Source organism: Streptomyces incanus, from assembly GCF_042656345.1.
GTDB classification, from domain to species: domain Bacteria; phylum Actinomycetota; class Actinomycetes; order Streptomycetales; family Streptomycetaceae; genus Streptomyces; species Streptomyces incanus.
The window spans coordinates 26,702-40,906 of sequence record NZ_JBHSPC010000013.1 but is presented as its reverse complement, the minus strand read 5'-3'; the positions used below and the strand labels follow the sequence as shown (position 1 = coordinate 40,906).

Genomic DNA, 14,205 nt, shown 5'->3' with positions numbered 1-14,205 from the left:
CGCCGGCCTTCCTCAGGCCGCGCCCTCCCACGCACGCCGCAGGAAGGCGGAGGCGTCCGCGAGTTCCGGGAGGGCGATGCCGTGGCCCTGGCCCGGGTAGCGGCGTTCCTCGAGGCGGGCGCCGGAGTTCTCGCGGAGCCAGGCGCCCGTCCTGGTGACGAGGTCGGCGGGGATGACCCGGTCGGCGACGTCCCGGCCCCAGAAGACCGGCACTCCGGTCAGGCGGCCCTGTTCCTCGGGCAGACCCGCGTCCCACGGCAGGGTGCCGGACAGGAGGACGGCGGCGGCGAACCGCTCCGGGCGGGCGAGCAGCAGGCCGCCCGCCATGGCCATGCCGCCGGAGAAGCCGAGGAGCGAGACCGACGTGTGGCCGGCGGCCTCGGTGCCGAGCCAGCCGAAGAGCCAGTCGGCCGTGGCCCCGATGGAGTCGGGCAGCGGGCGCCCGACGCCCCGGTTGGCGAACCACGCGTATCCGCCGCCCTCGGCCAGCGGGGCGCGCACGAAGGCCACCGTGGCGTCCTGCGGCAGATGCGGCGCGAGCTGCGCGAACGAGACCTCGTCCGCTCCCCGCCCGTGCAGGGCGACGACCAGCGGCGTACCGGGCCTGCGGTCGGGTTCGACGGACCAGGCGACCGTGGGGGCGGCGGTGTACGGCATGGCTACGGCACTCCTCGGGCGGTGCGGGACGGAACGAAGGACGGACGAAGGGCGGACCAGGGTGCGAGCGGACGCGGACGTGCGTTTCGGCCCGCGACCGGGCACGATCGAGCGTACCCCTACTGCTTGAAAGTTGAAGCAAAGGCGTTCGTGGTTTAGCTTGAAGGTTCAAGCTTGTCGGGCCGGGTCGTCGCTCAGTGACGCGCGGCACCCCCACCGTCTTCGCCGTCCCCTTTCGAGGAGTCCCCCCATGGCCAGTTCCACCACCCTGTCCCGCCCCGCGGCCGCCTCCGGGCAGGACGCCCCCGCCGTCCCCGTCCGCGCCTACGACGTCGGACTGCTGGTGCTGCGTCTCGTGCTCGGTCTGACGATGGCCGCGCACGGCGCGCAGAAGCTGTTCGGCTGGTTCGGCGGGGGCGGGGTCGAGGGCACCGGGATGTTCTTCGCGTCCCTCGGTTACCCCTCGCCCGAGGCGTTCGCCGTCGTGGCCGGGCTCACCGAGACCCTCGGCGGACTCGGCCTCGCGTTCGGTCTGCTCACCCCGCTCGCCGCCGCGGCCGTCGCCGGCACGATGGTCAACGCGATCGCCGTGAAGTGGGGCGGCGGCTTCTTCGCCCCGGAGGGTGTGGAGTACGAGCTCGTCCTCACCCTGGCCGCGGTGGCGCTCGCCCTGACCGGCCCGGGCCGGATCGCCGTGGACCGGCTGCTGCCCCGGCTGCGCTCGCACCGCCTCGAGTACGGCGTCTCCGCGGTCGTGCTCGGCGCCGTGGTGGCCGGCGTCACCCTGCTGCTGCGTCACTGAGTCACGGCGGGCGGTTTCCCGGCCGGTGCCGGGTGGGGGGCGCCGTCCCGGGGACGGCGGCCCCCACCCGGGCGCTGCCGGTTCGCTACCGCCGCTTGATCCGCAGGAACGTCACGGAGTTCCCCGGGAACGTGTACGTGAATTTGCCGGACACGCCCCGGAGCGTGGACGCCACCGGGGTCACCGGGGTGTCCGTCTCCGTGTTCACCGCGTCCGCGTCGGCGGCCAGGGTAATCACCCGGGCGGTGGAGGCGGTCCTCGCGCCGCCGAGGTCGATGGCCGTGCGGGCCTCGGCGGGCTGGGCGTTGACGACCTTGACGATCAGGTCGCCGGTGCGGTCGTCCTCGGTGACGACCTGGCGGAACGGCTCGGCCGGCTTGTCGTCGGTGAAGCCGCCCCACTCCTGTCCGTCGAGATAGAGGGTCACCTGGCGGCCGCGCACCTTGACGTCGATGTCGTAGGCGCGGCCCGTCTCGATCGATCCGGCCTGGGAGATCAACGTCGACTTGCCGCCGTCCACGGCCTGTTCGACCGCGGACCGGGTGTTGTTCCAGCCGCCCAGGTTCCACCAGTAGTAGTTTCCGGTGTCCTTGACCCCGAAGGCGACGAGGAAGCCTTCCTTGCCGGACCTCTTGGTCGCCCGCACGTGCAGGTCGTAGCCCTGCCAGGCCGGGTCACCCGCCGTGACCAGGGTGTTCTCGGCCGCTTCGTCGGTCTGGACGTACTGCCCGTCCTGGACGCTCCAGCTGCCGCCGCCGCTGTGCTTCCACTGCGAGGCGTCGCCGGAGAAGTCGTCGCTCAGCAGAGGCGCGCCATCGGCGGCGGTCACCCGTACGTCGTCGTACGCGGCGCTGGTGGCCCAGGTCGACAGGCCGACCGCGCCGCTGATGGGGCCGCTGACGTCCGGCGTGCCGCTCGCCTCCGACGGGACCACGCGGTCCCCGGTGTTGGTCATGAACAGCTTCTGGACCTCGTAGTCGGCCGAGCCCCAGGAGGCGTGGTTGTTGAACCAGATCATGTCCGGCGACCACTGGACGTAGTCCTCGTTGGCCAGCAGCGGTGCGTACGAGGCGAGTTCGACGATGTCCGCGTTGCGCTCCAGGCCGGTCATGAACGCGGCTTCGGCCAGGCCGTTCTTCCAGGCGTTGCCCTGCGAGGCGTACTCGCCGAGGAAGACCTTCGGGCCGCCGCGGTCGTAGGAGTCGTAGCGGTCGTTGTTCTGCAGGAACCACTGCGGGCTGTTGTAGTAGTGCTCGTCGACCATGTCGACGGCGTTCTCCCGGTTGAGCTTCCAGAGGGTGTCGAAGGTCGTACCGGTGTCGTCCGGGCCGGAGTTGGAGATGACGGTGATGTCCGGGTACTCGGCCTCGATCGCCGCGCGGAACCGCTCGAAGCGGGCGAAGAACTCCCTGGGCAGGTTCTCCTCGTTGCCGACCCCGATGTGGGTGAGGCCGAAGGGCCCCCGGTGGCCCATCTCCGCGCGCACCCTGCCCCACGTCGAGTTCGCCGGGCCGTTGGCGAACTCGATCAGGTCGAGGGTGTCCTGGATGTGCCGCTCCAGCAGTTCCTCGTCGTCGGTGGCTCTGTTCTGGCCGCATCCGGTGACCAGCGCGGGCACGACCGGGAGCGGCATCGCGCCGACGTCCTCGGCGAAGCGGAAGTACTCGTAGTAGCCGAGGCCGTAACTCTGGTTGTAGCCCCAGAAGTTGGCGTTGGTGGCGCGCTCCTCGACCGGCCCGACGGTGTCCTTCCACTGGTAGGCGCGCTTGCGCTGCCAGCCGGAGTCCTCGCTGTAGTCCTCCATGGAGCCGGTGTTGACCAGGCAGCCGCCGGGGAAGCGGACGAAGCCGGGCTTCAGGGCGGCGATCTTCTCGGCGAGGTCCTTGCGCAGGCCGTTCGGCTGCCTCTTGTAGGTGTCGCGCGGGAACAGCGACACCATGTCGAGGGCCGCGGTACCGGAGGAGGCGACGGCGAGGCGTCCGCGGTTGCTGGTACGGGCGGCGGTGAAGGTGGCCTCGTACCGGGCCCAGCCCCCCTTGACGGCCACCCGGCGGATGTTCGCGAGGGTGCCGGCGGCGTCCTTGAGCGAGACGGTGAGGGTGCTGCCGCTCCCGGCCCGGGCCCAGACCGAGAAGTCGTACCGCTTGCCCTGCTCCACCCGGATGCCGGTGTTGTAGCCCGCGTTCACGACGGACGAACCGGCGCCCAGGGAGAGGTAGCTGCGGTTGCGTTCGTCGAGCCGGCCGGAGTCGTTGCGCACCTCGGCCGTGCCGCCGGTGGTCCAGGAGGTCAGGGGCGTGTAGGAGCCGTGGTCGGCGGTGGAGTACTCGAAGGACCGGTTCTGCACGAGCTCGGCGTACAGCCCGCCGTCGGCGGCCCGGTTGATGTCCTCGAAGAAGACGCCGTACATCGTGTCGCCGATCGCGGCCCCCTCGGCGCGCGGGTCGACGGTGATCGTGTAGTCGGTGACGTCCTCGGCGTGCGCGGGGGCCGGCAGCAGGGCGGCGGCGGTCAGTAACGCGGTGGCGGTGAGGCCTGTTCGGAGGCGGGCGCGTGGACGGGTGCGGGCGGTGCGTGACATGGATACTCCGCAGCTCTCGATGGGAGGGGGAGGAGCTTCGACTGACGTGACACTCTCGGATACGTTCGATATGTCGATCGATGGTCAGCACTTCGAACGGCAAGATAGAGAGGAGGCAGGAGCACGTCAATGGTGCGTGCGCCGACGAACACCACGGGGAGCGAAGCGGGATGGGCGAGTTCTGGCCGGTACCGGACGCCCTGGCCTACCTGGGGGGAGCCTGGCGGGTGACCCGGACCGTGCGGGACCTCGCCGGCGGCGACCTCGGACGGTTCGAGGGGACCACGCTTTTCGGCCCGCTGGAGGGCGGCGGCCTGCTGCACCAGGAGTCCGGCACCTTCACCTGGCGGGGCGTCCCCCGGCCCGCCGAACGCACCCTGCGTTTCCTCCCCGGACCCGGCGGTGCGGTGGACGTGCGGTTCGCGGACGGCCGGCCGTTCCACGCCCTGGATCTCTCGGTGGGCCGGTACGTCGTCGACCACCCCTGTTCCGCGGACCTCTACCGGGGCGAGTTCACCGTCCGCGACGAGGACCACTGGCGGACGGTCTGGCGGGTGCGCGGCCCGGCCAAGGACCTGGAGCTCGACACCGGCTACGTCCGCGGGGGCTGACGGCCCCTCTACGCGGGAGACGAACGGCTATATCCGTGTCGGCTGAGGGGAGATCCCTTCGATGCGCAGGCTCCAGCGGCCGGCCCGTCCGGCGACGCTCACCCGTGACAGCGAGCGGACGTCGATGTTCCAGTAGGTCGCGGGCGGCGCCTTCAGCGCGTACACCAGTGCGGCGCGGATCACGGACGGTTCGGCCACCGCGACCACCCGGCAGTTGTCCTCCGCCGGCCGGGTGTCGAGCCAGCCGCCGACGCGGGTGATGAAGTCCAGGAGCGACTCCCCGCCGTGCGGGGTGGCACGCGGGTCGGCGAGCCAGGCGTCCACGGCCTCCGGTTCGCGGGCCATGGCCTCTCCCAGGGTCAGCCCGCGCCAGCGGCCCATGTCGCAGTCACGCAGGGCGAGTTGCACCAGCGGGGTGTAGCCGAGGCCGTCCCCGGTGGCACGGCTGCGCGGGTTCGGTGAGCAGTAGCGCAGATCGGCCGCGGCGAGCGGCAGCAGCGCATGGGCCACATACTGCACCTCGCTCCAGCCGGCCCGGTCCAGCGGCCGGTCGTCCCCGAAACGCTCGGTCAGTCGCGAGGAACTCCCCGCTGCGGCAACGAACGTGACCCGAAGTGCCATGCGGCGATGGTCAGTCCCGCAAGTGAGCAAATCAAGGGGTACGGCCATGGCTTTACCCAGTGTGGGCCTGGTCTTCCGTGGGAGTCAGGATCTGACGGACAAGTCACGCGAAACTCCGGCCGCAGCCGCCCGGGTGCCGTCACTCGAGGGCGAGTGCCATCCAGTGATCGGGCCGGTCCAGCGCCCGGAACCCGAGCCTGGCGTAGACACCGTGCGCGTCGTGCGTGGCGAGCAGGATGCGTCGCAGCCCGTACGGCCGCAGCTCCTCCCGTACGGCCGCCACCAGGGCCGTGCCGAGACCCTTGCCCCGCACCGACGGGCCGACGTACACATCGCACAGCCATGCGAAGGTCGCCCGGTCGGTGATGACGCGGGCGTAAGCCACCTGCTCCCCCGAGACCGTCGCGTACACGCCGAGATTGAGCGAGCCCGCGATCGCCGCGTCCTGCTTCTCACGGGAGCGTCCACGCGCCCAGTACGCGTCCGTGGACAGCCAGTGGTGCACGCGTGCGGCGTCGATACGGGCGGGGTCGGTGGAGATTTCGTAGCCCTCGGGCAGGCGCGGCACGGCGTTCATGGAGTGATGCTCGCACGTCGCGCCCGGCGGCGGTGAACAGCTTTCCGCGGTCACCCCAGCACCTCGTCGCAGGCGGTACGCAGGCGCCGTACGCCCTCCGTGATCTCCCCGGCGCCCGCCACCGCCGCGAAGCTCAGCCGCAGGTGGGCGGCCGGGGGCTCGGCGCTGAAGTACGGGCGGCCCGGGGTGACGGCGACGCCGGCGCGCAGGGCCGCCGCGGTCAGGGCGGACTCGGCGATGCCGTCGGGCAGGCGCAGCCACAGGTGGTAGCCGCCGGCCGGGATGTGCGGCAGGGCGAGTTCGGGCAGGCGGAGCCGGAGCGCGGTGGTCATCGTGTCCCGGCGGTCCCTCAACTCAGCTGATACCGAGCGGAGATGACGCGGCCAGGCGGGCGAGCCGACGAGTTCCAGTGCGGCCTCCTGGAGAGGGCGGGGGACGAAGAAGGTGTCGACGATCTGAATGGCGCGCAGCCGCTCCAGCACCGGGCCGTGCGCGAGGAGGGCGCTCACCCTGAAGCTCGGCGAGGTCGCCTTGGTGAGCGAGCAGACGTGGACGACGACGCCGTCGGGGTCGTCGGCGGCCAGCGGGCGGGGCAGGGGGCCCGCGTCCTCGTGGACCAGGCGCCGGACGAAGTCGTCCTCGACGACGAACGCGCCCGCCTCGCGTGCGATGCGCAGCACCTCGCCGCGCCGTTCAGGGGCGAGTACGGCGCCGGTGGGGTTCTGGAACAGGGGCTGGCAGACGAGGACCCGGGCGCCGGTGGCCCGGAAGGCGTCGGCGAGCAGCTCCGGCCGTACCCCGTCCGCGTCCACCGGCACGGGCACCGGGCGCAGTCCGGCGGCACGGGCGACGGCCAGCATGCCGGGATAGGTGGGCGACTCCACGAGGACAGGGGCGCCGGGCGGGGCGAGCGCGCGCAGGGCGGTGGTCAGCGCGGACTGGCCGCCCGCGGTGATCAGCACCCCCGCCGCGGTGACCGCGCCTCCGACGCTGCGCGCGAACCACTCGCGCAGCTCCACCAGCCCTTCCACGGGCGGTCTCCCCCAGGCCCCCGGCCGGCGCCCGGCCCGGGACAGTGCGGCCGCCATCGCGCGCTCCGGCTGCAGTGAGGGGTGCAGATAGCCGCCGTTGAACTCGATCACACCGGGCGCGGGAGCGGCGAGCGAGACCAGGACGCCGGAGGCGTCGACCGAGCGGGGCACGAGATCGGTGGCGCCCTCGGCACTGAGCGCGACCTCCTGCCAGGAGGTGTCACCGGCCGTGGGGGCCGAGGACGCGGGCCGGGTGGCACGGAACGCGCCGGCGCCGGGCCGGGTCACCACCAGCCCCTCGGCGGCGAGCTGAGCCAACGCCCGCGAGACGGTCACGGGGCTCACCCGGAACCGCTCCACAAGTACCCGGCTCGACGGGAGCTTTCCACCCGGCGAGTAGCGGTCCAGCTCCCGTCGCAGCCGATCCGTCAGATCGGCAACGCTGCTACGCTCATGCATGAGAGCAGAGAGTAGCGCTACTGACGCGGACCCGATAGCGGTCCCCGCCCGCCGGGACCGCACCGGCCTCGGCACCCTGCAGGCCGCCCTCGGCGTCATCGCCTTCTCGCTCACCTTCCCGGCCACCGCCTGGGGGCTGGAGGGATTCGGCCCCTGGTCCCTGGTGGCCGTGCGCTGCGTGCTGGCGGGGCTGATCGCGGGCGGCTGCCTGCTCGCGGTGGGGACGCGGGCGGGGGCTCTGGAGGCGGAAGCGGCAGGTGTTCCGGTGCGTCCCCGCAAGGGCCCGGCGCGGTGGCGCGGTGTGCCGCTGCCCGCCCGCCGGCACTGGCCGGGGCTCGCGGTGGTCGCCGCCGGGGTCGTCCTCGGGTTCCCGCTGCTGACCACGCTGGCCCTGCAGACGTCGACCACCGCGCACGCGGCCGTCGTGGTCGGTCTGCTCCCGCTCACCACCGCGCTGTTCTCCGCGCTGCGCGTCGGCTCGCGCCCTTCGCGCACTTTCTGGGCGGCGGCCCTCGCGGGTGCCGTCGCGGTGGCGGTCTTCACGGTGGGGCAGAGCGGCGGCGCGCTGACCACGGCCGATCTGTATCTCTTCGCGGCGCTGGTGGTGTGCGCGGCCGGGTACACGGAGGGCGGCAGGCTGGCCCGGGTGATGCCGGGCCGGCAGGTGATCAGCTGGGCGCTGGTGCTGTGCCTGCCGCTCGCCGTACCGGCCGCCGCCCTCGCGCTGGCCGTCGAGCCGGTGCGGCTGACCGCGCACAGCGTGGCCGGAGTGCTGTGGGTGGCGGCGGGGTCCCAGTTCCTGGGGCTGGTGGTCTGGTACCGGGGCATGGCGGCGATCGGCATCCCCCGGGCCAGCCAGCTCCAGCTCGCCCAGCCGCTGCTCACCCTGGTGTGGTCGGTGCTTCTCCTGAGCGAGCACCCCACAGCGGCGGCCCCGCTGACGGCGGTGGCCGTACTGGTGTGCATCGCCGTCACACAGCGGGCACGCGGCTGACGGACCGTACGGACGCACGTACCCACGACGGCAGCCCTGCCGACCACCGCCCGAGGCGCCCAGCAGCGGGGCGCCCGGCACACGCCCTGCCGGACCACCCACTCCGCCGTAGACTCGGAGCCACGGACCGCTGCTCCCGCACATGGTGAGGAGACCCCGATGCGCGCATCTGTGGGCGACCGGCTTGTCCAGCACGGCAGGGTGGTCGGTCAGCACGACAAGGTCGCCGAGATCGTCGAAGTGATGGGCCCGAAGGGCGATCCGCCCTACCGCGTCCGCTTCGAGGACGGGCACGAGGCCGTGTGCTCCCCCGGCCCCGATTCCGAGATCCGGCACAGGAGTCATCAGCACTAGCTGTATGGATCCCGAGCATTGTCAACGCCGGCCGGGCTCCCTGATCCGGCCGGCCCGAGTGAAAGCCCCTGGGGCAACGACCGGCCTCCGACTCCCCGGTCCGTCGGACCGGGGAGGACGTCGGCTGGCCGTAGTGGTCGGCGACCACCCGGGCCATCGCACCGGTCGGGTCGGCGGCCACCTCCCGGGCGGCTAAGAAGACGTGCCCGCGCGCCTGCGGGTAGGACGTCGCGAGCGTGAGGCGCCGGGACAGCTCGGCCGGGTCCTGCCAGGCGGCGGGCTGCGCCGGGTCGCCCGCCTTGTAGAGCGCCTCCCCCACGTACAGCTGTGTCCCGGAGCCCTCCACGACCGCGGACCACCAGGGCAGCAGCTTCGCGCAGTCGGCAGCGGTGAAGCCGGTACTCCAGTAGAGCTGTGGCTATAAGTATCCGATGTGACAACAGCTGGCCTGGGCGCATGACGACCATCACGGCTCCGGACCTCAACCACTCATGGACCGACGAAGAGCTCTCCCAGCTCCGTCACCTACAGGAGATCAACAGCCAGCTTCCCGAGGATGCGCCCGAGCCCTGCTCTCTGTACGTCTGTCCATTCTCACTGACGACACGACGTCCCCCGTGCGCCAGGAGCTCGACCTCTGGCGGAAGGCCAACGAGGACACGGCATTGGGTGCTGGAGCTGGTCAAGGCGTTCTTGAAGGCCGGCGTCCTCACCGAGGACGGCCGGTATCAGGACACCCACACCGGCACTCCGCAGGGCGGGATCCTCTCACCGCTGATCTTCAATATTGTCCTGTCGGCGCTCGACGAGCACCTGCACGGGCCGTGGAAGAACGGCGGAGAGATGAGCACCAACTCCCGGCGGACGATGCGTCGTTACCGAGGGCTGTCCAGGTGGCGGCTTGTCCGTCACGCGGACGACTTCGTCGTTCTCGTGAACGGCACTCGCGATGACGTCGAAGTGCTGCACGAAGACGTCGCTCATGTGCTGGAACCTCTGGGACTTCGGCTGTCACCGGCCAAGACCCGGATCGTGGACATGGCCGACGGGTTCGACTTCCTGGGGTTCCGCATCCAGTGGCGCCGCAAGCGAGGCACGAACAAGCGATACGTCTACACCTTCATCGCCGACCGGCCCCTCCGGTCGCTGAAGGCGAAGATCCGGGCCCTGACACACAGGACGTCGCAACTCCCACCCAGGAACGTGCTGATCCGTCTCAACCAGATCATGCGCGGCTGGGCCGACTACTTCAAGCACGCAGTGGCCAAAGATACCTTCAGCAAACTGGAGTACTTCGTCTGGTGGCGGGTGGTCCGGTGGCTGAGAGCCCTGCATCGCCGGCGGTGGAAGGACGTCCGCCGGTGGCTCGCCGACCCCCGCGGGGGCTGGCGCCGCCCACACACGGACGGGATCGAATTGTTCGACATCGAAGCGGTGACGGTCACCCGCTACCGCTATCGGGCGTCGAGGATCCCCAACCCCTGGACCGGCATCAACCACGCCTGACGGCAGGAATCGTGGAGAGCCCGTTGCGTTGAGAGGCGCACGGCGGGTGTGCGCCGTGAGGTCCGGAGGGACGGACCGGGAGCAATCCCGGCACCGCGCTCCGGGCCTACTCAGCGATTCCCAGGCGGGAGGGCGCCCTGTGTCCGGGCGACTCGGCGTCAGGGATGGAGGGCCGCCTCGCCCATGACGCGGACGCCCGTCTCCTCCCCCGGGCGTACCGGCACGGGGCCCGTGGTCCGGATGTCGACCGGGGTGTCGTGGCCCTTGACGGCCACGGTGACCATGGCGTCGTGGCCGTTGTAGCGGACGTCGGTGATGGTGCCCCGGGCCGCGCCGTCGGAGTCCGGGGCGGTGAGCCGGAGTTGTTCGGGGCGGAGCAGGACCGTGCCGGTCCGGAGTCCGTTCGGGGGGGCGGTGAGGGGCACGGGACCGAGCGGGGTCAGGGCCGTGCCGTCGCCGTCGACGGTGCCGGGGAGCAGCACGGCTTCGCCGACGAAGCGGGCGACCCAGGGGTCGACGGGGCGCCGGTACAGGTCCTGCGGGGTGTCGCACTGGGCGACCTCGCCGTCGCGTACGACGGCGACGAGGTCGGCGGTGGACAGGGCCTCCTGCTGGTCGTGGGTGACGAGCAGGGCCGTCGCACCCGTGTCCCGCAACGCTGCCCGCACGTCCGACCGCACGCCTGCTCGCAGTGCGCTGTCCAGGGCGTTGAACGGCTCGTCCAGCAGCACGAGCTGGGGACGCGGGGCGAGTGCGCGGGCCAGCGCGACGCGCTGTTGCTGCCCCCCGGACAGCTCGTGCGGCATGCGGTCGCCGTATCCGGCGAGCCCCACCAGTTCCAGCAGTTCCCCGGTGCGGCGCCGCCGTTCGCCGCGGTCGGCGCCGGTCAGTCCGAAGGCGACGTTGCGGGCCACGCTCAGGTGGGGAAAGAGGGCGCCCTCCTGGGGCACGATGCCGATCCGGCGCCGCTCCGGCGGGAGGTGGACACCGGGCCCGCCGAGAAGTCGGCCGCCGAGCCGGACGGTGCCGGCGTCGGCGCGCAGGAAGCCGGCGACGATCCGCAGCAGCGTCGTCTTGCCGCAGCCGGAGGGGCCCAGGACGGCGGCCAGCGCCCCTGCCGGAACGGTGAGTCCGAGGCTACGCAGGACCGGTTCCCCGGCTCCGTAGGACTTGGTGAGCCCTTCGACGTGCAGTTCGTTCATGTCGCTCATATCGTTCATGTCCGATGCCTGCCCAGGAGGTAGGAGGGGACGGCGGCCAGCAGGATCAGCGTGGCGGCGTAGGGGGCGGCGGCCGCGAAGGATCCCGCTCCCGTCTCGGTCCACAGCCGGGTGGCGAGGGTGTCCATGCCGGTGGGGCGCAGCAGGAGGGTCGCGGGGAGTTCCTTCATGCAGACCACGAAGGTGAGTGCGGCCCCGGCAGCCACTCCGGGCGCGGCGAGCGGCACGGTGATCTCGCGCAGCACCTGCCACGGCCGGCGCCCGAGGGAGCGTGCCACGTCGTCCAGGACGGGCGGCGCCTGGAGGACGGCGGCGCGGGTGGCGGCCACCGCGACGGGCAGGAAGAGCACGGCGTACGCCCCGATGAGCAGCGGGAGTTGCTGGTAGAGGGGGTAGGCGTAGCGGACCGCGAAGAAGACCAGCGCGAGGGCGACGGTGATGCCGGGCAGCGCGTGCCCGGCGTAGGCGGCCTGCTCCAGCAGACGGGCGCCGAGCCCGCGGTGCCGGGCGGCGAGCACCCCGACCGGCAGGGCGAGAAGCGTGGTGAGGCCGGCGCCGGCGGCGGCGACGCCGAGGGTGGCCCAGGCCGTTTCCGCGAGCCCGCCCAGGTCCCAGGTGGCGGAGTTTCCGACGGCCAGCCAGTACCCGAGGACGGCCAGGGGGAAGACCACGGCGACGGCCACGACCGCTGTGCACCACAGGAGAGCGGGTGACCGCCAGCGGCCGAGGGCGAGGGGGACCGCCGGGCGGGCGGTGCCCCGTCCGGTCCTGGCATGCCCGGCCCGGCCGCGCGTGCGGGCCTCGGCGGCGACCAGGGCGACCGTCATCACCACCAGCACCACGCTGAGTGCGGCCGCCGGGGTGCGGTCGAAGGAAGCGCGGTACGAGGTGTGAATGGCCAGGGTGAACGTGTCGTACCGCATCAGCGAGACCGCGCCGAAGTCGGAGAGTGTGTACAGCGCGACGAGCAGGGCACCGCCCCCGGCCGCCGGTCGCAGCTGGGGCAGGATGACCCGGACGAACGTCCGCAGCGGCCCGTTGCCCAGGGAGCGCGCGGACTCTTCCTGCGCCGGGTCGATGCCGCGCAGTGCGGCGGTGACCGGCAGGAGGACGTAGGGGAAGCTGACCAGGGTCATCGCGAGCGCGGCTCCGCCGAACCCCGCGAGCTGCGGCGCGGCCGACAGCCAGGCGAACGCCGTGACATAGCTGGGCACGGCGAGCGGCAGGGTGGCCAGCACCGACCAGGCGCGGGCCCCGGGCAGCGTGGTGCGTACGGTCAGCCAGGCCAGCGAGACGCCGAGCACGAGAGTGCCTGCCACCACCACGGCGGTCAGGCCGAGGCTACGACCGAGGAGGTCTCGGGTGCGCGGGTCGGAGACGATGTCCCAGGCGAAGGTGGGGCCGCGTTCCAGGGCGCGGACGGCGAGGTAGCCGAGGGGCAGCAGGGCGAAGACGGCAGCCAGGCAGGCGGGTACGAGCAGCACCAGAGGCGGTCTTTGGCCTGCCGTACCTCCGCTTCCCGGCGTCCGTGCTCTCCCGGGCAGGGGCAGGCGGAAGGAGCGGGCGGAACGGGCCGGGCTGTCCTGGCCCGCTCCCCCGGCACGCTCACGGCCCTCACGCCCGGCCGGGGCAGGGGCTCCGGCCGGGCGCTTGGTGGTGGACGGCGGTGTGTGCACGGCGGGTCAGACCAGACCCTGGTCCTGAAGCATGGTCAGGGTCTCCTGCAGCGACTCCAGTTCGCCGAGGTCGATGTCGGGGGAGTCGAGCGATGCGAACGGCGGCAGGTCCTTCACCGAGCTGGTGACACCCGCGGCCAGCGGGTACTCCTTCGTCTCGTCCGCGAAGTAGGTCTGTGCCTTCTTTGACAGCAGGAAGTCCAGGGCCTTCTGGGCGGCCTCGCTCTGTCCGGTGTCCTTGAGGATGCCCGCGCCCGCCACGTTGATCAGCGCGCCGGGGTCCTTGCCGGGCAGGAAGTGCAGCTTGGCGGTGACCTTGTCCTCGCCCTTCTCGGCGACCCGCTCGTACCAGTAGTAGTGGTTGACCAGGCCGAGGGAGACCTCGCCGGACTCGACGGCGTCCAGGGTGGCCAGGTTGTTGGCGTAGGTCTTGCCGTTGGCCTTCAGGCCCTTGAGCCACTCGCGGGTGGCGTCGTCGCCCTCCAGGACCCGCATGCCGGTGACGAAGGCCTGGAAGGAGGCGTTGGTGGGCGCGAAGCCGACCTTGCCCTTCCACTCCGGCTTCACCACGTCGTGGATGCTGTCCGGAACCTTGCCCTCGCCGACCTTGTCCGGGTTGTACGCGATGACGCGCACGCGCCCGGACAGTCCCACCCAGTCGCCCGCACTGCCGCGGTAGGCCGGGTCCACCTCGTCGAGGCTGGACTGCGGCAGCTTCGCCAGTCTGCCCTCCTGGGACAGGGCGCCGAGCGCGCCCGCGTCCTGCGAGAAGAACAGCCCGGCCTTGGTGCGGTCGCCCTCCTCCAGGATCTGCGCGGTCAGTTCGGCGCTGTCGCCGTAGCGCACCTCGACCTTGGCGCCGACGGCCTTCTCCAGCTTGTCGAGGATCGGCTTGACCAGCTTCTCGTTGCGCCCGGAGTAGATGACGAGGGTGGAGTCGCCGCCCTCGGCCGAGGAGCCCTTGCCCTCGTCGGCGCCGCAGGCGGCGAGGGCGGGGACGAGCAGGCCGGCCGCGATGAGCGCGGTGATCCGGCCGGCCAGGGGGCGTCGCATGGGGTGCGCCTTCCTGCATGGCTCGCCCCCGTACGCCGCGGGTCGCGTCGTCGGTCGGCGAGC

Annotated in this window: 13 protein-coding genes and 2 pseudogenes; 6 read left to right on the top strand and 9 right to left on the bottom strand. The window is 72.2% G+C overall.

Annotation, left to right across the window (positions count from 1 at the left end; all coding sequences use genetic code 11):
• Positions 1 to 12: 12 nt before the first annotated feature.
• Complete coding sequence (locus ACFP2V_RS04475; protein WP_381205693.1) at positions 13 to 657, bottom strand: alpha/beta hydrolase; 645 nt, start codon at positions 655 to 657, stop codon at positions 13 to 15.
• A gap of 250 nt (positions 658 to 907) precedes the next feature.
• On the opposite strand from ACFP2V_RS04475, the gene ACFP2V_RS04470 reads away from it, so the two are divergent.
• Positions 908 to 1,459 (top strand): DoxX family protein, encoded by a 552-nt coding sequence (locus ACFP2V_RS04470; protein ID WP_381205690.1) that lies wholly within the window; start codon positions 908 to 910, stop codon positions 1,457 to 1,459.
• 85 nt (positions 1,460 to 1,544) lie between these two features.
• On the opposite strand, the gene ACFP2V_RS04465 is transcribed toward ACFP2V_RS04470, so the two are convergent.
• A complete protein-coding gene (locus ACFP2V_RS04465; protein ID WP_381205687.1) occupies positions 1,545 to 4,040 on the bottom strand; it encodes an alpha-L-arabinofuranosidase C-terminal domain-containing protein in 2,496 nt (831 codons plus the stop codon).
• 170 nt (positions 4,041 to 4,210) lie between these two features.
• On the opposite strand from ACFP2V_RS04465, the gene ACFP2V_RS04460 reads away from it, so the two are divergent.
• Positions 4,211 to 4,651 (top strand): DUF6314 family protein, encoded by a 441-nt coding sequence (locus ACFP2V_RS04460; protein ID WP_381205685.1) that lies wholly within the window; start codon positions 4,211 to 4,213, stop codon positions 4,649 to 4,651.
• A 27-nt stretch (positions 4,652 to 4,678) separates the two neighbouring features.
• On the opposite strand, the gene ACFP2V_RS04455 is transcribed toward ACFP2V_RS04460, so the two are convergent.
• The 3 genes from ACFP2V_RS04455 to ACFP2V_RS04445 form a co-directional block, all read right to left on the bottom strand.
• A complete protein-coding gene (locus ACFP2V_RS04455) occupies positions 4,679 to 5,272 on the bottom strand; it encodes a histidine phosphatase family protein (protein ID WP_381205682.1) in 594 nt (197 codons plus the stop codon).
• A gap of 139 nt (positions 5,273 to 5,411) precedes the next feature.
• The gene (locus ACFP2V_RS04450; RefSeq protein ID WP_381205679.1) at positions 5,412 to 5,849 is read right to left on the bottom strand and encodes a GNAT family N-acetyltransferase; all 438 of its coding nucleotides are present in this window, start codon (positions 5,847 to 5,849) and stop codon (positions 5,412 to 5,414) included.
• A gap of 50 nt (positions 5,850 to 5,899) precedes the next feature.
• On the bottom strand, positions 5,900 to 7,339 hold the full coding sequence (locus ACFP2V_RS04445) for an aminotransferase-like domain-containing protein (protein WP_381205676.1): 1,440 nt from the start codon (positions 7,337 to 7,339) through the stop codon (positions 5,900 to 5,902).
• Between ACFP2V_RS04445 and ACFP2V_RS04440 the strand changes: the two genes are divergently transcribed.
• Together ACFP2V_RS04440 and ACFP2V_RS04435 are read left to right on the top strand one after the other, a co-directional pair.
• On the top strand, positions 7,338 to 8,333 hold the full coding sequence (locus tag ACFP2V_RS04440; protein WP_381205673.1) for a DMT family transporter: 996 nt from the start codon (positions 7,338 to 7,340) through the stop codon (positions 8,331 to 8,333). The genes ACFP2V_RS04445 and ACFP2V_RS04440 overlap by 2 nt on opposite strands.
• Positions 8,334 to 8,492: 159 nt before the next feature.
• A complete protein-coding gene (locus ACFP2V_RS04435) occupies positions 8,493 to 8,687 on the top strand; it encodes a DUF1918 domain-containing protein (protein WP_381205670.1) in 195 nt (64 codons plus the stop codon).
• 109 nt (positions 8,688 to 8,796) lie between these two features.
• Here the strand turns inward: ACFP2V_RS04435 and ACFP2V_RS04430 are convergent.
• Positions 8,797 to 9,105 (bottom strand): annotated as a pseudogene (locus ACFP2V_RS04430) (hypothetical protein); the annotation flags it as partial.
• 38 nt (positions 9,106 to 9,143) lie between these two features.
• On the opposite strand from ACFP2V_RS04430, the pseudogene ACFP2V_RS04425 reads away from it, so the two are divergent.
• Together ACFP2V_RS04425 and ACFP2V_RS04420 are read left to right on the top strand one after the other, a co-directional pair.
• A pseudogene (locus tag ACFP2V_RS04425) lies at positions 9,144 to 9,343 on the top strand (recombinase family protein); the annotation flags it as partial.
• Positions 9,344 to 9,356: 13 nt separating this feature from the next.
• Entirely contained in the window at positions 9,357 to 10,193 is an 837-nt protein-coding gene (locus ACFP2V_RS04420; RefSeq protein ID WP_381205667.1) for a group II intron maturase-specific domain-containing protein, read from the top strand.
• A 158-nt stretch (positions 10,194 to 10,351) separates the two neighbouring features.
• Here the strand turns inward: ACFP2V_RS04420 and ACFP2V_RS04415 are convergent, their stop codons facing one another.
• The 3 genes from ACFP2V_RS04415 to ACFP2V_RS04405 all read right to left on the bottom strand — a co-directional run bounded on the left by ACFP2V_RS04415 (position 10,352) and on the right by ACFP2V_RS04405 (position 14,142).
• The gene (locus ACFP2V_RS04415; RefSeq protein ID WP_381205908.1) at positions 10,352 to 11,395 is read right to left on the bottom strand and encodes an ABC transporter ATP-binding protein; all 1,044 of its coding nucleotides are present in this window, start codon (positions 11,393 to 11,395) and stop codon (positions 10,352 to 10,354) included.
• A gap of 14 nt (positions 11,396 to 11,409) precedes the next feature.
• Positions 11,410 to 12,897, bottom strand: a complete 1,488-nt coding sequence (locus tag ACFP2V_RS04410; protein ID WP_381205664.1) for an ABC transporter permease — start codon at positions 12,895 to 12,897, stop codon at positions 11,410 to 11,412.
• Between the two features lie 198 nt (positions 12,898 to 13,095).
• A complete protein-coding gene (locus ACFP2V_RS04405; protein ID WP_381205661.1) occupies positions 13,096 to 14,142 on the bottom strand; it encodes an iron ABC transporter substrate-binding protein in 1,047 nt (348 codons plus the stop codon).
• Between the last annotated feature and the right edge of the window lie 63 nt (positions 14,143 to 14,205).